This is a genomic window from Priestia sp. D51 (assembly GCF_053345675.1).
In genome coordinates, this window is the sequence record NZ_JBLTIR010000003.1 from 215,746 (window position 1) to 233,952 (window position 18,207).

An 18,207-nucleotide genomic window follows, 5' to 3' on the forward strand; every position below is an offset into this window, starting at 1 on the left:
GTCTTAAGAACTACTAACGAAACAAAATAAAAGGAGTTTGATTATGAGCACAGAAGTCAATGTATCTTCGGAAGTTCAAGAGAAAGGAAAGCCTTCTATTTTTGGTTTTATTACGAGTCCGGTTGTACAGTTTGAGAAAATGAAAAGCAATCCGGTCATCTGGGGACCTCTTTTACTTATCCTCATCTTAACAGCTGCAACAACGATTCTAGCCGTCTATACCCCTCAGGCACAAGAGGCGCTGCAACAGCAAAAAGAAGCTGGTATTGAAGTGAATTCAACATTTAGTATGATTGGCGGAGCGATTGGCGGAGTTATTGCAGTAGTTGCTACACTGGCATTCACAAGTTTGATTCTGTTTTTAATTGCAAAGTTAGGAACTGGAAAAACAACGTACCGCCAAATGTTTAGTTTGAATTTGTTTGTTACGTTCATCACAGTAATCGGTCAGCTAATTAATACGGGAGTCGCTGCACTAGCACATACTTCAGCGAATGTGACTTCGTTAAATGGAATGGTTGATGCTAAAGGTGCTATGGGAGGAGTATTTAACTCCATTGAAATCTTTTCTATCTGGGGACTTATTCTGACAGCAGTAGGACTACAAAAAGTGGCGAATGTATCAAAGGCTGCTTCTATTATTACAGTGATTATTTTATTCATCTTAGGAGCGGCTATTTCAGGAGTTGGAGGAGCTGCTTCAGAAGCGCTTAAAGGAGCAGGGTTGTAAATGAAAAAAGGAATAATTATTACAGCTGTAGCAGTTGTTATTGTTGCGGTTATTGGGATTAACGTATATCGTGCACAAAGTGTAAGTGGAAAAGCAGTCAATGTTCACGTAGCCAATCTAAAGGAAAAAAAGTTAAGAAATACAGTTATGGTTCCGGGTACGTTAAAGCTTGCTGATGAGCAATACGTTTACTTTGACGCTGAAAAAGGCGAGGTTGAACGATTTCATGTAACGGAAGGATCGCGCGTACAGCAGGGAACTTCTCTCGTAACGTACGAAAGCGATACGCTTGATTTAGAGCAAGAACAAAACAAATTAGAAAAAAAATCCAGTCAACTGCAAATTGACTCCGTAAGCAAACAGCTTTCTAATTTAAATAAAAAACAAAAAGAATTGGAAAAAGAAATGAGTAAGCAAGAAGCGAGAGATCAAATTGACACAGAGCGTACGCAGCTCAATCTCGATTTAGAGACCGCTAAAATTGATTTAGAACGAAACAAACTAGAAGCCAAATCAATTGCTAAAAAAGAACGTAATTTAGACGTAGCGAGTGATATTAATGGGACGGTGCTAGAAGTAGATAAAGAAGCGGTTAATAACACAAGTGACGTTCAAAAGCCGCTTATACATATTGGTAATACCGATGAATACTTAGCTACTGGCGTGCTGTCTGAGTACGACGCTTTAAAAATTAAAACCGGTCAAGCTGTTAAAATTACATCAGATGTACTGCCTGATAAAGAATGGTCAGGGAGCGTAAAACAAATTGACTATCTACCTCAGCAGCAGGCATCAGCGGAGGCAGGCAATGATGCAGCGAATCAATATCCAGTTGAAGTAAAAGTAGATGACCAAGATATCACGATGATTAAGCCGGGATTTAAGCTGCTGCTCGAGATTGAAACAAGCAGTAAAAAAGCTTCATCACTGCCGATAAAAGCAGTTTTAAATGAAGATGGAGAAAAATATGTGTACGTAGTGAAAGATAAAAAGGCGGTTCGTAAGGAAGTAAAGATTGGAGAAACAACAAATAAATTTATTGAAATTAAAAGCGGCGTTTCTTCTAAAGACAAAGTTATTACAAATCCTTCAAAGGACTTAACTGACGGTGCGGAAGTGACTGTTCAATGATTGAACTTGTAAATATTCATAAAAGTTATCATCTTGGCAAAGAGGAAGTGCCAATTTTAAAAGATATTAATTTGAAGATTTATGACGGTGAATTTGTTGCGATTATGGGACCTTCTGGCTCCGGTAAATCAACGCTAATGAACATTATCGGGTGTTTAGACCGCGCGTCTTCAGGATCCTATTTATTAAATGAACAAGAAATCTCCACTTATAGTGATGAGCAGCTGGCAAAAGTAAGAAATATTCATATCGGTTTTGTTTTTCAACAATTTCAGCTGTTGCCGCGTTTAACAGCGGTAGAAAACGTAGAGCTTCCAATGGTATACGCCGGCGTAACGCGTAAGGAAAGAAGAGCCAGAGCAGAAGCTGCGCTTGCAAAAGTAGGACTGAGTGAGCGAATGAAACATTTACCGAGCGAGCTATCAGGAGGGCAAAAGCAGCGCGTTGCTATTGCTCGCTCTATTGTTAACAATCCGACGCTTATTTTAGCCGATGAACCCACAGGAGCCTTAGATACAAAAACGAGTGCTGATATTATGGAGCAATTTTCTAAGCTAAATGCAGATGGGACAACAGTTGTAGTTATTACTCATGAACCTGAAGTGGCAGAGTACACATCGCGTACAGTTATCGTTCGTGACGGTAAGGTATTAAGTCATAGCAACAAGGAGAACGATAGCTTATGAGTTTAATAGAAAATATTCGTATGGCTTTTTCCTCGGTTCTTGCTCATAAAATGCGCTCTATTTTGACAATGCTTGGTATCATCATTGGCGTAGGGGCGGTTATTATCGTTGTTGCTATCGGCCAAGGCGGAGAACAGATGATTAAGTCGGAAATAACAGGAGCAAGCAATACAGTTGATGTCTACTATCAGCCTCCTGAAGACGAGATGCAAGCTGATGACCTTTCAATGATGGGAGAGCCCATTTTTACAGAGGATGATATTAAAGCTCTTTCGACTATTCCCGGCGTGAAGAATGTGGTGGCTTCTAGTTCAATGGGAATGGGAATAAGATATAGAGACAAGGAATCCGATACAACTGTTAATGCAATTAATGAAGGGTATATTGAAGTTAATCAGCTGGAGGTTTCGAAAGGAAGAATGTTAGACAGCTCTGACTTTTTATCAGGTAATCGAGTAGGTGTGATCACGAGCGATATGAAAAAAGAGCTGTTTGATAAAAAGGAAGCCCTTGGACAAGTAGTATGGGTTCAAGGACAGCCTATCAAAATTATTGGTGTGACAAAAAAGCCAACGGGCTTTTTAGCATTTGAAATGCCAACTATTTATATTCCAGATAATACGTATAAATCAAGCTTCGGTAAGCTTGACTACACAAACCTTAGCGTTCAAGCAAAAAGCTCTGATCAACTGAAAAAAGTAGGCAATGACGCAACGGATTTGTTAAATAATTTGCATGATGCTGAAGATGCTTACCAAGTGCAGAACTTAGAAGAAATAGCAGATAGCATTGGAAATGTAACGCGAATTATGACAACGATTATTGGATCGATTGCAGGCATTTCCCTGCTTGTTGGCGGGATTGGCGTTATGAACATTATGCTGGTTTCTGTAACGGAACGTACAAGAGAAATTGGTATTCGTAAAGCACTGGGAGCATCTAAAAGACAAATTCTAACTCAGTTTTTGATTGAATCCATTACGCTCACGTTAATTGGTGGCTTGCTTGGCATTGGCCTCGGCGCAGGCGGGGCAGCTCTTGTTTCGCTATTTGCCGGCTGGCCGTCATTAATTTCGTGGCAAGTAGTACTTGGAGGAGTGTTGTTTTCCATGACGATTGGCATTGTATTCGGCATGCTTCCTGCAAACAAAGCGGCGAAGCTAGATCCAATCGAAGCATTAAGATATGAATAAAGACATGCGTTCGCATGTCTTTATTTCAATTTAACGAGAACCAAGAAGATTTCTCGTTTTTCTTATTTATTACTTACTAGGGTTGATACGGGCTACGTTAATAATATCATGTATTTTCTCTACCAAATCGAGCATGAGAAATCCGTTTCCTTCAGAGCTTTTCCGGTATCCAAGAGGAAGCGTCCTTCTTACAAGTTGAGCATAGATTTCGGCTTCGATTAGAGAGCGGCCAAATTCCTTCTCACATAAGTTAATTAATAAAGCTAAAGCTCCTGCCACGTGAGGAGTTGCCATTGAAGTTCCTGAAAGAGTCGCATATTTACCTTCTAAAAAAGTAGAGATAATGTTAACTCCCGGTGCCACTAAATCCACTTCTTCATTGACGTTGGTAAAAGGAGCCAAGCTTAAGCTGTTGTCCACTGCTCCTACTTGAATGACTTCGTTGTAACTTCCTGGATATGAATATTCAAAAGTTTCTTCGCGATCATCACCTTCATTTCCAGCCGCAACAACGACAGAAACATCTTTATTCACAGCATTTTGAACAGCTTCGTGCAGTTCTGGAACGTCTTGTGGTCCCCCGAGTGACATGGAAATAACTCGTGCTCGCTCATTGTTAGGACCTCGCCATTCGACGGCGTAGTTAATAGCGTCAATAATCCATTCGTAATTTCCCGATCCTTCACCGGTAAGTACTTTTAAGCTTAGGATTTTTGCTTTGGGTGCCACCCCTACTACCCCTTCATTATTGAGCGCAGCAGCAATGGTACCAGACACGTGAGTGCCGTGCCCATTATTATCTTCAAATACAGAAGAATCTCCGTCATAATCCGAAGTGAAGTTTCTTCCTCCGATAATACAATCTTTTAAGTCAGGATGATTTGTGTCAACACCAGTGTCGATAACTGCAATTACAATGCCTTCTCCTTGATTGCTTTGTTCCCAAATAGCAGGTGCTTGAATTAAGCTTACTCCTTTAGGCGTTTCGTTTGTTGAGTCGATAATCGACTCAATTGTATAAGGAATTAATTTGACTTGTAACGGTTGTGTAGTCATAGTCATCCTCCTTAAAATGAATAAAAATGGAAGTTACTTAATTATAAATTCCCAACTATTGCTATAAATTAAACGCTTTTAATGCGAATCCTTTCTTTTTGAATAAAAAGACTCACAAAATATGTGAGAAGAGGAAAAAAGACCCTAAAGACAAGCCCGATAGAGATTTTTAATGTTATCTGTGTATTCACTTTTAATGTTTATCTCACACTATAGAAGAAAGAAACTCCAAGAAAAATCACATAGGACTGGTGACTTTTGATATAATTACGAACGGTATGACATTCTCAAAATACATGATATTTATAAATATATATTAATTTGCAAATTACGAAGGGGCTGAGGATAGTGTCAACTTTAACGTCTCAATCCGTCATTAAATGCGGAAAGTATGAGCTGAATTATGCGAATCGTACGCTTATTATGGGGATTTTAAACGTAAACCCGGATTCATTTTCAGACGGCGGAAAATACTACGATGTAGATAAAGCAGTTGCTCATGCTGAGGAAATGGTAAAGCAAGGAGCAGATATCATTGATATCGGAGGAGAATCAACTCGTCCTGGTTATACAAGAATTAGCGATGAAGAAGAGATTAAACGGATTGTGCCCGTTATTTCTGAAGTGGCTAAGCGCGTAGAGGTGCCGATTTCCGTAGATACATACAAATCGGAAGTGGCCAAACATGCGCTAGAAGCAGGAGCACATATTATTAATGATATATGGGGTGCAAAAGCCGATCCTAAAATGGCTCAAGTTGCAGCTGATTATAATGTGCCCATTATTTTAATGCACAACCGTCATGAGCCCAACTATACAAATCTGATTACAGATATGATAAGTGATTTAAAAGAAAGCATCTCCATTGCAAAAGCTGCAGGAGTTCGCGACGATCAAATTATTTTAGATCCAGGCGTTGGCTTTGGAAAAACGGCTGCCCATAATGTAGAAGCAATTCAGCATCTAGAGCAGCTGACGAATATGGGCTATCCGGTGCTCCTTGCTACTTCTCGTAAAGGATTTATTGGACAAATAGTCGATGCTCCTCCTACGGAAAGAATGGAAGGAACCGCAGCTACTGTATATGCTGGGATTGCACAAGGCGTTCAAATAGTTCGTGTTCATGATGTATTAGAAATCAAGCGCTTTGTAAAGATGGCAGATGTACTGGTAGGAAAACATGTCTTTCAGTTTTAATGATCATCAAGATAACTGCATTAAAGTCATTTTAAAACCTTAAAATGTCATGTCTATTAGATAAAGATTCCTGAGCAGTGAAGCTCGGGAATTTTTTATGTATGTAAAGTGGCGGAGGAAAATAATGAACAATTGGATGGTTGATTTTACATAATTTAGCTTTATGATAGAAGGAGAAGATATAGCGCTTTCATATTCTGATTAAATTGTGCTGCTTAAAATGAAATAAATAACATCTTGGTATTTAGTCTTATTCAATCACCGAAATATGGAGGAGAGAAGAATGAAATTAGCATTGCTTCTTGTCATTATTATCGGCGTTGCTGCCCTTGCAGGTACGATCAGTGCTGCAAAGAAAGTAGATGAAGATTACGGGAAATCTAAAAAGAAAAGTATAGTGAATTTATCTATTATTTACGGAGTTGTATTCATAGGATCAATCGTAGGAGTAGCATGGTATATTGCAGTGAGACCATAAATAAAGAGGTTGAGACATAACTAAATGAACCGAATCTAAAGACGAACAAATGAGATACATGAGTTGGACTGCTTATTACACCGCAGTTGATTTCCGTGCAAGGCTTCGCTTTCCGCGGACGGACGCTGAGCCTCCTCGTCGCTTGCGCTCGTGCGGGTGCTCACCTGTTCCGCTTTTACCACAGGAGTCTTCGCCTTGTCCTTCAATCATCTGCTAGAAAAAACGAAACAGATAAAACTATGTTCACCACAACAAAAAACAAACCATTAATCAACGTGGTGATTAACGGTTCGTTTTGCAATTGAGTTAAAATACTTTTGTCCTAGCCTCTTTATTTTGATTCCAAGGTTAATTCTCCGCTTGAAACAGCTATATCGATAGGGTATTTTCCATTTCCGTATTTTCCTTTTAATACATTCTCTGTTATCGTTGCATTGTTTAACTTAAAATTGTTGTTAATGTCACCGCTGCTTACTTTTCCATTCATTTTAAAACCAGCGCTTTTCGGAAGAACCAGCACGGCATCTCCGGATCCTACATCTACAGAAACGGCCTCTTCTAGCTTTTTAAAATCCATATAGAGATCACCAGATCCAATGCGCGCCTGAAGTTTTCCTTGATAGTTTGTTCCTTTAATTTCCCCAGAGCTGACAGCAAATTTAGCCGTTTGGGTCTCGACATTACTCAGCTGTAAATCTCCAGAATTAACATCCGTACGAAGAGAGGTGCTCATCAAGTTTGAAATGCTTGCATTTCCAGAACCTACTTTAATCGAAACATCTTTCAGCTGAAGCGCTTGTTCAGGATGTGTAGCAATTTGAAGGTCCCCCGAACCTACGTTAAGCGCAAGGTTATGGTGATAATCTTTAGGAATGTAGATTGTTACTTTTGTGTTTGGAAAAATAGAAAGCCATTGAAAGGGACTTTTTTGATACGCGACAACTAGGGTGTCTCCATTTTGCTTTACATCTACTTTTCCTTTACCTTCTACTTTTGTTTTAATATCTTGACGATCTTGCGGAACGACCGTTGTACTAATGCTTGGAGAGTCGATTTGAATACGCTGAATATCACTTGATAATGCCGCTTCAGACTTGGACGTCTTGAATGAACTTAACGACCAGGAGGAAGGCGCAAACGCAGTAGAAAAGAGGACTGCCGTACCACCTATCACTAAAATAAAAGCCAATATTTTTTTCACGTTATAACCCGCTTTCTACCTATAATTAAATTTGTTTTCTTCTACCATAAAGTGTAAATTGAAAACCGGTTAATTTCAACGAACAGCAGGATTATTTTTTTCTACGTCTCAAGTCGTAAAAATGAAATGTTTTTTGTGAGGAGTTAAATGAAAAGCGAAGTAGAGATTTAAATATACTCATCAAAGAATTAATTTCTTTATTTCAAAAACAGGAAAATAATTGAGTTAAAAGAATGATTAAATTCACTTTTTTTGTGTGATTTTCCGATGAGTAGTTCAAAAGAAGTAATAAATAAATAGAATTTTCATACCAATTTTATTATTCCGAAAAACTTTTAAAGTGTTGATTATTGAAAAAATAAAGGGTAGAATTTGTTCATATCAATTGAATACAGCTAAGATTACGATCTTGTATATTATCAGTAATATGGTCTGATAGTCTCTACCTAGTAACCGTAAAAAACTAGACTACAAGAAAGTTTGGATATAAGCAGCAAAAAGAAGGGCGTATTATCATAGATACAGCCTTCTTTCAAAGCTCTTACTTTTCATACTTTCTGTTATTGTCAGAATTTATGAAAAGTAAGAGCTTTTTTTGTTTTTCAAATACACACCTGGGAGTGGCTTGCATGTACTTTTTATTAAATTTATTAGGCGTTTTTGTAGTAATGGGCGTCGTCTTCTTATGTTCTCCTAAAAAGAAAGAAATAAAGTGGCGTCCGATTGCTTCACTATTAGTCGTTGAAGTCCTCATTACTTGGTTTATGTTAGGAACTTCAATCGGAACATGGATCATTAATAAAATTGCTTCGTTCTTTACTTGGCTGATTTCCTGTGCCAACGATGGAATTGCCTTTGCGTTTCCATCCGTAATGGGAAATCAAACGGTTGACTTTTTCTTCAGTGCATTACTGCCTATCATCTTTGTCGTGACGTTCTTTGATATTTTATCTTACTTTGGTATTTTAACGTGGATTATTGATAAAGTAGGCTGGGTCATTTCGAAAGTTTCTCGCTTGCCTAAATTAGAAAGCTTTTTCGCTATTCAAATGATGTTCTTAGGAAACACGGAAGCATTAGCCGTTATTCGTAATCAGCTTTCTGTGTTAAAGGACAACCGTTTGCTTACGTTTGGAATTATGAGTATGAGCAGTATTAGCGGATCTATTATCGGTGCTTATTTAACGATGGTTCCCGCTACGTACGTGTTTACCGCAATTCCACTGAACTGTTTAAACGCTCTTATTTTAGTGAGCTTATTGAATCCAGTTCATGTTACAAAAGAAGAAGATATGATTTACGTACCGCCAAAGTCAGAGAAAAAAGACTTTTTCTCTACCATTTCAAACAGTATGTTAGTCGGAATGAACATGGTAATTGTTATTTTAGCGATGGTTATTGGATATGTAGCTCTTACATCTGCGCTTAACGGTATTTTAGGCGTTATTGTAGACGGCTTGACTGTACAAAAGATTTTCTCTTACATCTTTAGTCCATTTGCATTCTTACTAGGGCTAACGGGACATGATGCCATGTACGTAGCTCAGCTGATGGGTATCAAGCTAGCAACAAATGAATTCGTGGCGATGATGGATTTGAAGAAAAATCTAGATACACTTCCACCGCATACGATTGCAGTTGCTACAACATTCTTAACATCTTTTGCTAACTTCAGTACGGTGGGTATGATTTATGGTACGTATAATTCTACGTTATCAGAAGGTAAATCAACGATTATTGGAAAAAACGTATGGAAACTGCTTGTGAGCGGTATCGCTGTTTCTTTATTAAGTGCTATGATTGTTGGATTGTTTGTTTGGTAAAAAGTGAAAAAGCTGTGCTTTCGTCTTCGAAAGCACAGCTTTTTTCTTGTTGTATCATCTATTCATTTGAAGAAAAACGCTTATGAATATCAACAGTAAAAGGAAATCACACTATTCAAGAAAAATTCATTTTACTTTTGCAGAAAAACATTTTAAATCTAGTGAGCATTATGTTAAGATTACAAAAGGCTGTTTCATTTAAATTGAGAACACCGCATAAATATGTAAGTAAATATGCATAGAAAACAAAGGTTTATTAATTTTTTTCTAGGTAATATCTCGTAATAAATAGGTTGAAAGGAAATGTCGTTAATATGATAGAAGGACAACAGCAAACAAATGAATTAAAAAAGACGATGAAAAGCAGACATTTGTTTATGATTTCGCTCGGCGGGGTTATCGGTACAGGTTTCTTTTTAGGAACAGGATACACGATTAGCCAAGCAGGGGCGATTGGAGCTATCCTTTCGTTTATCGTAGGTGGCTTCATTATGTACTTAACAATGCTTTGCTTAGGGGAACTTGCAGTAGCAATGCCAGTTTCTGGTTCGTTTCAGACATATACAACAAAATTTATTGGCCCTGGCGTTGGTTTTGCTTTTGGATGGTTATATTGGTTGGGCTGGGCTGTAACGGTTGCATTAGAATTTTTGTCAGCAGGTCAGCTTATGCAAAGATGGTTTCCTGATTCTCCTGTATGGATCTGGTGTGCTATATTTGCGCTTTTATTATTTTCATTAAATGCACTGTCAGCTAAAGCGTTTGGTGAAGCGGAGTTTTGGTTTGCCAGCATTAAAGTGTTAGCTATTATTTTATTTATCGTACTTGGTGGAGCTGCTATGTTTGGTTTTCTTCCATTAAGCAATGGAGACAGCGCGCCGCTTTTCTCTAACTATACGGCTCACGGCGTGTTCCCTCACGGAATTAGTGCCGTGCTGATTACGATGATTACAGTTAACTTCTCATTTCAAGGTACGGAGCTTATCGGTGTAGCTGCTGGGGAAAGTGAAAACCCAGACAAGACTGTACCAAGAGCAATTAAACAAACGGTATGGAGAACGCTTGTATTTTTTGTACTAGCTGTAGCTGTATTAGCGGGGATGATTCCGCTTGAAAAAGCAGGCGTAGTTGAAAGTCCATTTGTTGTTGTATTCGACCAAATTGGTATTCCATATGCAGCAGATATTATGAACTTTGTTATCCTAACGGCACTGTTATCTGTAGCTAACTCAGGTCTTTATGCAGCAACGCGTATGCTGTATTCATTGTCAAAAGATAACATGGCAAGTTCAGCTTTCATGAAAGTAAATAAACGCGGTGTGCCGATGAACGCCTTGCTTTTAACATTAGGCATTGCGCTTTTATCTTTGCTTTCAGGATTCTTTGCTCAAGAAACAGTATTTGTATGGCTTATTTCTGCAGCGGGTTTAGGTGCACAAATTGGCTGGATTACAATCGCTGCATCACTGCTTGCATTTAGAAAAAGATATATAAATCAAGGAGGGCAAATCGAGGATTTAAAATTCAAAGTCCCTCTTTACCCGGTATTACCTTTAATCGCATTAGTATTAAATACGATTGTACTTGGAAGCATGGCATTTGATGCAGAGCAGCGAATGGCACTGTATGTCGGTATTCCACTAGCGCTGCTGTTTTATGCTTATTATCATGCACGTGTAAAAAAGAAAGTTGATTTATCTATCAGCCGTCAAGAAGTGCAGCTTAAAGACGACAAAAAGGTAATTTTATAAAAATCAAAAAGACGCAAAAGCCCAGGTTTTTGCGTCTTTTTTTATATTTTATTTGTAAACTTAAATTAAAATTAAGTTGACAAATAAAAAGAGATTATTGCAAACTTAAAGCAGCGAACAGAGAAAGGAGGGTGAACATGAAAACGAGAACAATGGCGTATGTTTCTTTATTTGCTGCTTTAACGGCGATTGGTGCATTTATAAAAATTCCTATTCCCTACATACCGTTTACTCTTCAAATTGTTCCTGTCTATTTAGCCGGGGCGCTGTTAGGACCGCGTTTAGGTTTGTATAGTCAGCTATGCTACATAGGTATTGGGTTAATCGGTGTTCCGGTTTTTGCAGAAGGAGGAGGTTTAGGGTATATCTTCAAACCAACGTTTGGCTATTTAATTGGCTATGCTGCAGGGTCATTTATGAACGGCTACCTTATTCAAAAATATGACTTAAAGAAACCTTTTTCTATCTTTTTAGCCAACTTATCTACATTGGTTATTGTGTACGTATTCGGGTGCGTTTGGCTTTACGGAGCAATGAAATGGATAATTGAAAAGCCACTTTCACTGAGTGATACACTTCTTTTTGGAGCTGTTTTGCCAATGCCTGGAGATCTTTTATTGTGCATTTTATGTTCAGTGCTGATTCACCGAATGAAGCCTCAATTTAGCCGTTTATCATCAAAGCGGGCTAAAGCGGGGTAATGAAGACATAGAAAAAAGAGGAGGAAAGAAAGTGGGCAAAGCGTATTTTATTACGGGAACTGGAACAGATATTGGTAAAACGCTGGTGACAAGCATTTTGTATAAAGTACTTAGCCGTCTAGGAATAAAAACGACAATTTGTAAACCGTTTCAAACCGGCTATCAAGATGAAATCGGAGGTTATCCAGATATTCACTGGTTTGAAACAAGGCTCCGAGTAGCAAATACAGGTATTTATCAGTTAAAGCCAGAGACGTCTCCTCACTTGGCTATTAAACTGAGCAATAGGCAAGTAGAGCCTTCAATCGTCTTAAAGCGCATCAATGAATTAAAAAAGGCATTTGACGTAGTACTCGTGGAAGGAGCGGGAGGACTTGCCGTACCTTTAATTGAAGAGGAAACAACGTTTTATATGACAAAAGATTTGATCCTAGATGCACAAATGCCGGTTATTGCTGTTGGAACAACGGAATTAGGAGCTATTCACGATGCGCTTTCTACCTTTTCATATGCAAGTGAGCATCATCTTAAAATCAACGGACTCATTTTTAATCGTTTTAATCACAGCAGTATCATTCATAAGGACAATGTTCGAACGATTGAAAAGCTGCTTCAAGTCTCTTCTTTAATGACTGTACCTGTATTTACTCATATCGATGAAGAGTTAGAAGCATATATTGAGAAATTGGTGAGGCAAAAAAGTGTGATTCAGCATATTCAGGAGGTGTTTGACTGTGTCGTATCAAAAAGCTGAGCTGGAAAAATGGGATAAAGAATATGTATGGCATCCCTTTACACAAATGAAAGCTTACCGTGAATCGAATCCCCTTATCATTGAAAGAGGAGAGGGAAGCTATTTGTATGACGTAGCGGGAAACAAATATTTAGATGGATACGCTTCTCTATGGGTGAACGTGCATGGACATAATGATCCGGAATTAAATACAGCTTTACATATACAAGTGGAGAAATTAGCGCATTCTACGCTGCTTGGATCGGCAAACGTTCCATCCATTTTGTTAGCTAAAAAGCTAGCGGAAATTACTCCTGGCAGCTTATCGAAAGTATTCTATTCTGATACAGGCTCTGCCGCTGTTGAAATTGCGTTGAAAATTGCCTATCAATATTGGCAAAATCTCGACTCTGCAAAGTACAAAAACAAAAGTAAATTTATCTCATTGAATGAGGCATATCACGGAGATACAATCGGGGCAGTCAGTGTAGGAGGCATGGATTTATTTCATCGCATCTTTAAGCCTTTACTGTTTGAACGCATTCCCACACCTTCTCCTTACATCTACCGTATGGACGGGTTCGAAACCGAAGAGCAAGCTTCAGCTTACTGTATTCACCAGCTGGAGAAGCTCTTGCAGAACAACGGAGAAGAAGTAGCCGGCTTGATTATTGAACCGCTTGTGCAAGGAGCAGCGGGTATTATTACTCATCCTCCCGGTTTTTTAAAACAAGTAGAGCGTCTGTGCAAAGCGTACGGGGTATTGCTCATTTGTGATGAAGTAGCTGTCGGATTCGGGCGAACAGGAACGATGTTTGCATGTGAACAAGAAGACGTAGTACCAGACATTATGTGTGTAGGAAAAGGGATCACAGGAGGATATATGCCGCTTGCTGCTACGTTAACAAGCGAACAGATATTTAATGCTTTTTTAGCTCATCCAGATGAAAATAAAACGTTCTTTCATGGACATACGTATACGGGAAATCAATTGGCCTGTACAGTAGCGCTTAGAAATATTGAACTGATAGAAGAAAGAGAGTTAATCCGTAGTGTAAAAGAAAGGTCGAAAGTTTTTAAACGTTATCTATTAAAGCTTTATGAACTGCCTAACGTGGGAGACATTAGACAAAGAGGATTAATGGCAGGAATCGAGGTTGTCAAAGACCGCCAAACAAAGTCTATCTTTGAAGATAAAAAAGTGATGGGAGATATTATTTTAGCGGCTCGCCAAAAAGGTTTAATTATCAGAGAGCTAGGTCCTGTAATTACGATGATGCCTATTCTTTCAATGACGGACGAAGAATTAAAAACAATGGTTGAAATTGTATATGAATCAATTAAAGAAGTAATCGCACGCTATACAGTGAGTTAAATAAAAAGAGGCTAAGACAAAAATATTTTATTTAATTGAAAAAAGATCCGAACGATTCATTGTTCGGATCTTTTTTCAATCAATAAATGTTTTTAATACTTGATAGTCGCAGTGATCGTACATGCTGATTTTCATCTTTTAATAGAAGAGTTTGTTCGAGCAAGTTTAAGTTTTGAATATAACCTTTGACCGTTTGAACAAAACCGTTGTTTTGATAGTTAATAGTTAGTAATTTATTCGTTTTTAATGCTTTTAAAATCATACTTGTTTTCTCCCTTCTTATATCGCAGTTGACGAAAAACTACAAAATAATGAAGAAGCATTGGAGGCTTGTATTATTTATAAAAATTACTCTATTTTTTATAAATGCTCTCCTGCTACTAATAGTAGAGAATGATGGTGAAAAACAGATGAAAGATAAAGAATAAGGTTTGATTTATTGTAATGAACTGACTTTTCCTTTACAAATACCTATTTCAAATTTCTTTTTAGTGATAAAATACTGTTAGTGAAATAACTACTTCTTTTCATTAAAGGGTAAGAACGGGTTATATTGATAGAGTTTTAGTTCTCTATTTCTAGTAATGAAATAAGAGATAGAGAAATAGACTAATAAAAATCAATCAAGGAGTTTTTGTATGGATCAGAGTTTTATTTTAAATCTTTTAGAAATTTTACTCATTAACATTGTACTAAGTGGCGATAACGCAGTCGTGATTGCTTTAGCTTGTCGGAATCTTCCGGACGAGCATCGAAACAAAGCGGTTGTTTTCGGTACATTAGGAGCGGTTGTATTACGTGTAGGGCTAACGTTTGTCGCTGTATATTTATTAACAATCCCATTTTTAAATTTCATCGGAGGCCTGCTGCTTCTATGGATTGCGATTAGTCTTTTAAAAGGGGAAGATGACGGAGATATTAAAGCGAATTCAACTCTAGCAGGTGCTATTAAAACAATTATTATAGCGGATCTTGTTATGAGTTTAGATAACGTAGTAGCGGTTGCGGGTGCGGCCAACGGCAGTATTCTACTCATTATCCTTGGTCTTGTTATCAGCATTCCGTTAATCATTTGGGGAAGTCAGCTTTTAATGAAAATCATGGAAAAATTCCCGATTATCATCATTGCCGGAGCAGCGCTTCTTGGCTATACTGCTGGTGAAATGATCTTTAAAGACAAAGCGGTAGGACATGTATTAGAAGGGTTAAATCCGCATTTGCATACAATTGTTCCTATTTTGTTAGCTATTTTAGTTGTTGTTGTTGGGAAACTTAGCGGACGTTCTAAAAAAGAAACGCATTAATCCTAAAAAAGAGGCTGGGACAAAAATATTTAAGATGAAATGAAAAACGAACCACTAATCAATTTTGATTGGTGGTTCGTTTTTTTTGTTGTGGTGAACGTAGGCTTCATTTGTTTAGATCCTTCTAGCAGTTGATTGGAGGACAAGTCGAAGACTCCTGCGGGAAAAGCGGAACAGATGAGACCCCGCAGGAGCGTACGCGACGAGGAAGCTCATCGGCCGCCCGCGGAAAGCGAAGTCTTGTACGGAAATCAACTGCGGTGTCATAAGCGGTTCAGCTCATGTATCCCATTTATTCGTCTTTAGATTGGATTCATTTGGCTATGTCTCAACTTCTTTTTTATTATTTAGCTAATGGAGGTGCGGAATTAACGTCTTGTATCGTCTCTACAGGAGGATGAAATTCATTTTCCATTTTCGATACAACTACAGTTGCTACACCATTTCCAATTAAGTTTGTAATGGCACGAGCTTCCGACATGAAGCGGTCTACCCCGATTAACAGCGCGATTCCTTCAACTGGAATCATTGGGAATGCAGCAAGCGTAGCTGCTAGTGTAATAAATCCAGAGCCAGTGACTCCGGCCGCTCCTTTAGACGTTAGCATTAAAATACCAAGTAGCGTAATCTCTTGCATTAACGACAGGTCGACTCCATACGCTTGAGCGATAAAGATAGCAGCCATGGATAAGTAGATTGCTGTTCCATCTAGGTTAAATGAGTAACCAGTTGGAATGACAAGTCCTACTACAGATTTTGAACATCCGTACTTCTCCATTTTGTCCATCATTTTTGGCAGTGCAGATTCCGAAGAAGATGTACCTAATACAAGAAGAATTTCTTCTTTAATAAAAGCAATGAATTTAAAAATATTAAATCCATAAATCTTAGCAATGGTTCCAAGTACAAATACAATAAATAAGAACATAGTAATGTAAACAGATCCCATTAAGAAACCGAGTTTTTGAAGAGAGCCTATTCCAAAGTTACCGATCGTATAAGCCATCGCTCCGAACGCCGCAATAGGTGAAAGTTTCATAATCATATTAACAATGCCAAAGAAAATATCTGTACAGCGTTCAAAGAATGTAATGACAGGAGCCGCTTTTTCGCCGAGTGTAGCTGTAGCCATCCCAAATAGTACGGCAAAGAATAAGATTGGCAATAATTCACCATTTGCCATTGCGCCAAATACGCTGTCTGGAATAATTCCCATGATAAACTCCATAAAGCCATGCTCCGCTTCAGCTGCTTGCTGCGTATATTGAGTAACATCAGCTCCGCTTGTGCCATTGATATTAAAGCCAGCCCCAGGTTTGATAAAGTTTACAACAATAATTCCAATTGCTAAGGCAAAAGTAGTGACAATCTCAAAGTATAAAAGAGCTTTACCTCCAATTCGTCCCACTTTCTTTAAATCTCCCATGCTTCCGATACCGATGACCACTGTTAAGAAAATAATTGGGGCAATCACCATCTTAATTAGTTTAATGAAGATATCAGCCAATACTTTTAATTTAGCTCCAAATTCAGGAAACATGAAGCCAATTGCAATACCAAGAAGGATACCAATGACAACTTGAACAGTTAGGTTTTTAAAACTTAATTTCATATGTAATGCTCCTTTCGAGAATTTTTTGTTAACGCTTACATTATTCTTATCCTTATATTAACTGATAATTTTAACTATTTATATTTCTGGTGATAATGTTCTTTTTGGTCATTTTGGTCAAAAAAAGTGATGAACATATAGTCATCACTTTTTGCTTTCGATATTTTTTATTTGCTGAATGATATCAAGCGTTTGTTTTGTTGCATTGGCTTCAAACGATTGATAAAGAGAGTTAAACTGCTTTTTCCATTCGGCTTTCTGTGTATCATTTAAGTAATAAACGCGCATGCCAGATTTATTTTTTATTTGCTGCAGCTGTTCATCGTTCATCATTTTTGATTGAGTCCAAATCCAGTTAGTTGTCTCTACCATTGCATCACTTAATAGCTGTTTTACATCTTCAGGGAGGCTGTCCCAATATTTTTGATCCATTAAAACAGCATAGCCCAAGTATCCATGGTTGCTGATGGTCATATATTTTTGCAGCTCGTACAAACGTTTTGAATAAATATTAGAAATCGTATTTTCCTGTCCATCAAATTCCTGTCGTTCAAGGGATTGATATACTTTATTAAACGAGACAGCCTGAGGCTTAGCGCCAAGAAGTTCGAATTGTTTTTTGATTACTTCACTTGGCATAATGCGAAATGTTTGACCTTGAAAATCTGCTGGATGGAGCAAAGGTTTTGTATTGCTGGTCATTTGTTTAAAGCCGTTGCTCCATAAAGCAAGCCCTTTAATGTTTTTCTCTTGCAGCGTACTCAACAAATCCTGTCCGATTTTCCCGGTAAACACTTGTTTTGCCTCGCTGTAATCATCGAAAATGAAGGGGAGATCAAAAAGTTGCCACGTAGGGGAAAGGTCGGTTAGCTTTGAAATAGAAGGCGCAATCATTTGTACATCGTTTCGGCGCAGAGCGGCAAGTTCTTCGTCGTCTGAATACAACACACCGTTTGAATATACTTCAATTTTAACTTTACCATCCGATTTTTGATTAACGATTTCAGCGAATTTTTGAGCGGCTAAGCCTTTTGGAGTGTTCTCAGCTACAACGTGGCTAAAATTAATCACAATTTGCTTATTTAATCCTTTTTGCTCATCGTCATGATACACATTATCCTGATTTATAACCGTATACTGCAAAAAAACATAGATCATCAAGAAAACGCTAACAATGATACTTGCCCCTATAAACATCTTCAAAATGTCCAACCCCGCGATTCAATAATTTTTCTC

General features: G+C 38.0%; 19 protein-coding genes and 1 riboswitch. Of the genes, 13 read left to right on the top strand and 6 right to left on the bottom strand.

Annotation, left to right across the window (positions count from 1 at the left end):
• Window positions 1–43 precede the first annotated feature (43 nt).
• The 4 genes from ACNHOZ_RS13040 to ACNHOZ_RS13055 are packed head-to-tail and all read left to right on the top strand — an operon-like array spanning window position 44 to window position 3,740.
• Complete coding sequence (locus ACNHOZ_RS13040; protein WP_047751610.1) at window positions 44–730, top strand: Yip1 family protein; 687 nt, start codon at window positions 44–46, stop codon at window positions 728–730.
• Window positions 731–1,861, top strand: a complete 1,131-nt coding sequence (locus tag ACNHOZ_RS13045) for an efflux RND transporter periplasmic adaptor subunit (RefSeq protein WP_328179852.1) — start codon at window positions 731–733, stop codon at window positions 1,859–1,861.
• On the top strand, window positions 1,858–2,547 hold the full coding sequence (locus ACNHOZ_RS13050) for an ABC transporter ATP-binding protein (protein ID WP_063248286.1): 690 nt from the start codon (window positions 1,858–1,860) through the stop codon (window positions 2,545–2,547). Before ACNHOZ_RS13045 ends, ACNHOZ_RS13050 begins: the two co-directional genes overlap by 4 nt.
• Window positions 2,544–3,740, top strand: coding sequence for an ABC transporter permease (locus ACNHOZ_RS13055; RefSeq protein WP_063248285.1), 1,197 nt, complete (start codon window positions 2,544–2,546; stop codon window positions 3,738–3,740). Before ACNHOZ_RS13050 ends, ACNHOZ_RS13055 begins: the two co-directional genes overlap by 4 nt.
• Window positions 3,741–3,809: 69 nt before the next feature.
• Here the strand turns inward: ACNHOZ_RS13055 and ACNHOZ_RS13060 are convergent, their stop codons facing one another.
• The gene (locus ACNHOZ_RS13060) at window positions 3,810–4,796 is read right to left on the bottom strand and encodes a S8 family peptidase (RefSeq protein WP_168760360.1); all 987 of its coding nucleotides are present in this window, start codon (window positions 4,794–4,796) and stop codon (window positions 3,810–3,812) included.
• Window positions 4,797–5,144: 348 nt separating this feature from the next.
• Between ACNHOZ_RS13060 and folP the strand changes: the two genes are divergently transcribed.
• Entirely contained in the window at window positions 5,145–5,993 is an 849-nt protein-coding gene (gene folP, locus ACNHOZ_RS13065; RefSeq protein ID WP_080968630.1) for a dihydropteroate synthase, read from the top strand.
• A 283-nt stretch (window positions 5,994–6,276) separates the two neighbouring features.
• Window positions 6,277–6,471 carry a hypothetical protein gene (locus ACNHOZ_RS13070; RefSeq protein WP_013055532.1) on the top strand — a complete coding sequence of 65 codons (195 nt, stop codon included), beginning with the start codon at window positions 6,277–6,279 and terminating at the stop codon, window positions 6,469–6,471.
• Window positions 6,472–6,546: 75 nt separating this feature from the next.
• Here ACNHOZ_RS13070 and ACNHOZ_RS13075 read toward each other — a convergent pair whose 3' ends face one another.
• Both ACNHOZ_RS13075 and liaG read right to left on the bottom strand, forming a co-directional pair.
• Entirely contained in the window at window positions 6,547–6,681 is a 135-nt protein-coding gene (locus tag ACNHOZ_RS13075) for a hypothetical protein (RefSeq protein ID WP_260505788.1), read from the bottom strand.
• A gap of 121 nt (window positions 6,682–6,802) precedes the next feature.
• Window positions 6,803–7,672, bottom strand: coding sequence for a LiaG family protein (liaG, locus tag ACNHOZ_RS13080; protein WP_310884209.1), 870 nt, complete (start codon window positions 7,670–7,672; stop codon window positions 6,803–6,805).
• Window positions 7,673–8,061: 389 nt separating this feature from the next.
• Window positions 8,062–8,163, top strand: a riboswitch (purine riboswitch).
• A gap of 138 nt (window positions 8,164–8,301) precedes the next feature.
• Here liaG and ACNHOZ_RS13085 point away from each other — a divergent pair.
• From ACNHOZ_RS13085 to bioA, 5 genes are all read left to right on the top strand, one after another.
• A complete protein-coding gene (locus ACNHOZ_RS13085) occupies window positions 8,302–9,495 on the top strand; it encodes a NupC/NupG family nucleoside CNT transporter (RefSeq protein WP_028412102.1) in 1,194 nt (397 codons plus the stop codon).
• Window positions 9,496–9,809: 314 nt separating this feature from the next.
• Window positions 9,810–11,246: an amino acid permease gene (locus ACNHOZ_RS13090; protein ID WP_013055535.1), complete on the top strand. Its 1,437-nt coding sequence runs from the start codon at window positions 9,810–9,812 to the stop codon at window positions 11,244–11,246.
• Window positions 11,247–11,383: 137 nt separating this feature from the next.
• A complete protein-coding gene (locus ACNHOZ_RS13095; RefSeq protein WP_033578115.1) occupies window positions 11,384–11,947 on the top strand; it encodes a biotin transporter BioY in 564 nt (187 codons plus the stop codon).
• Between the two features lie 31 nt (window positions 11,948–11,978).
• Window positions 11,979–12,701, top strand: coding sequence for a dethiobiotin synthase (gene bioD, locus ACNHOZ_RS13100; protein ID WP_168760363.1), 723 nt, complete (start codon window positions 11,979–11,981; stop codon window positions 12,699–12,701).
• Complete coding sequence (gene bioA, locus ACNHOZ_RS13105; RefSeq protein WP_028412105.1) at window positions 12,682–14,055, top strand: adenosylmethionine--8-amino-7-oxononanoate transaminase; 1,374 nt, start codon at window positions 12,682–12,684, stop codon at window positions 14,053–14,055. Before bioD ends, bioA begins: the two co-directional genes overlap by 20 nt.
• A gap of 79 nt (window positions 14,056–14,134) precedes the next feature.
• Here the strand turns inward: bioA and ACNHOZ_RS13110 are convergent, their stop codons facing one another.
• Entirely contained in the window at window positions 14,135–14,317 is a 183-nt protein-coding gene (locus ACNHOZ_RS13110) for a YolD-like family protein (protein ID WP_013081858.1), read from the bottom strand.
• 376 nt (window positions 14,318–14,693) lie between these two features.
• Here ACNHOZ_RS13110 and ACNHOZ_RS13115 point away from each other — a divergent pair, with 376 nt between their 5' ends.
• Both ACNHOZ_RS13115 and ACNHOZ_RS13120 read left to right on the top strand, forming a co-directional pair.
• Window positions 14,694–15,359 (top strand): TerC family protein, encoded by a 666-nt coding sequence (locus ACNHOZ_RS13115; RefSeq protein ID WP_028412106.1) that lies wholly within the window; start codon window positions 14,694–14,696, stop codon window positions 15,357–15,359.
• A 131-nt stretch (window positions 15,360–15,490) separates the two neighbouring features.
• On the top strand, window positions 15,491–15,628 hold the full coding sequence (locus ACNHOZ_RS13120; protein WP_243495444.1) for a hypothetical protein: 138 nt from the start codon (window positions 15,491–15,493) through the stop codon (window positions 15,626–15,628).
• A gap of 74 nt (window positions 15,629–15,702) precedes the next feature.
• Here ACNHOZ_RS13120 and ACNHOZ_RS13125 read toward each other — a convergent pair whose 3' ends face one another.
• Entirely contained in the window at window positions 15,703–16,971 is a 1,269-nt protein-coding gene (locus ACNHOZ_RS13125; RefSeq protein ID WP_447697163.1) for a dicarboxylate/amino acid:cation symporter, read from the bottom strand.
• Window positions 16,972–17,115: 144 nt separating this feature from the next.
• Window positions 17,116–18,174, bottom strand: a complete 1,059-nt coding sequence (locus ACNHOZ_RS13130; RefSeq protein ID WP_033578117.1) for a DctP family TRAP transporter solute-binding subunit — start codon at window positions 18,172–18,174, stop codon at window positions 17,116–17,118.
• Window positions 18,175–18,207 lie beyond the last annotated feature (33 nt).

Excerpts from the sequence above, each read along its gene's own strand:
- ACNHOZ_RS13055 (WP_063248285.1), top strand. The coding sequence starts at position 2,544 with ATGAGTTTAATAGAAAATATTCGTATGGCTTTTTCCTCGGTTCTTGCT.
- ACNHOZ_RS13050 (WP_063248286.1), top strand. The coding sequence starts at position 1,858 with ATGATTGAACTTGTAAATATTCATAAAAGTTATCATCTTGGCAAAGAG.
- ACNHOZ_RS13125 (WP_447697163.1), bottom strand. The coding sequence starts at position 16,971 with ATGAAATTAAGTTTTAAAAACCTAACTGTTCAAGTTGTCATTGGTATC.
- ACNHOZ_RS13085 (WP_028412102.1), top strand. The coding sequence starts at position 8,302 with ATGTACTTTTTATTAAATTTATTAGGCGTTTTTGTAGTAATGGGCGTC.
- ACNHOZ_RS13095 (WP_033578115.1), top strand. The coding sequence starts at position 11,384 with ATGAAAACGAGAACAATGGCGTATGTTTCTTTATTTGCTGCTTTAACG.
- ACNHOZ_RS13070 (WP_013055532.1), top strand. The coding sequence starts at position 6,277 with ATGAAATTAGCATTGCTTCTTGTCATTATTATCGGCGTTGCTGCCCTT.
- ACNHOZ_RS13110 (WP_013081858.1), bottom strand. The coding sequence starts at position 14,317 with ATGATTTTAAAAGCATTAAAAACGAATAAATTACTAACTATTAACTAT.
- ACNHOZ_RS13075 (WP_260505788.1), bottom strand. The coding sequence starts at position 6,681 with ATGATTGAAGGACAAGGCGAAGACTCCTGTGGTAAAAGCGGAACAGGT.
- ACNHOZ_RS13090 (WP_013055535.1), top strand. The coding sequence starts at position 9,810 with ATGATAGAAGGACAACAGCAAACAAATGAATTAAAAAAGACGATGAAA.
- ACNHOZ_RS13045 (WP_328179852.1), top strand. The coding sequence starts at position 731 with ATGAAAAAAGGAATAATTATTACAGCTGTAGCAGTTGTTATTGTTGCG.
- ACNHOZ_RS13060 (WP_168760360.1), bottom strand. The coding sequence starts at position 4,796 with ATGACTACACAACCGTTACAAGTCAAATTAATTCCTTATACAATTGAG.
- ACNHOZ_RS13040 (WP_047751610.1), top strand. The coding sequence starts at position 44 with ATGAGCACAGAAGTCAATGTATCTTCGGAAGTTCAAGAGAAAGGAAAG.
- ACNHOZ_RS13115 (WP_028412106.1), top strand. The coding sequence starts at position 14,694 with ATGGATCAGAGTTTTATTTTAAATCTTTTAGAAATTTTACTCATTAAC.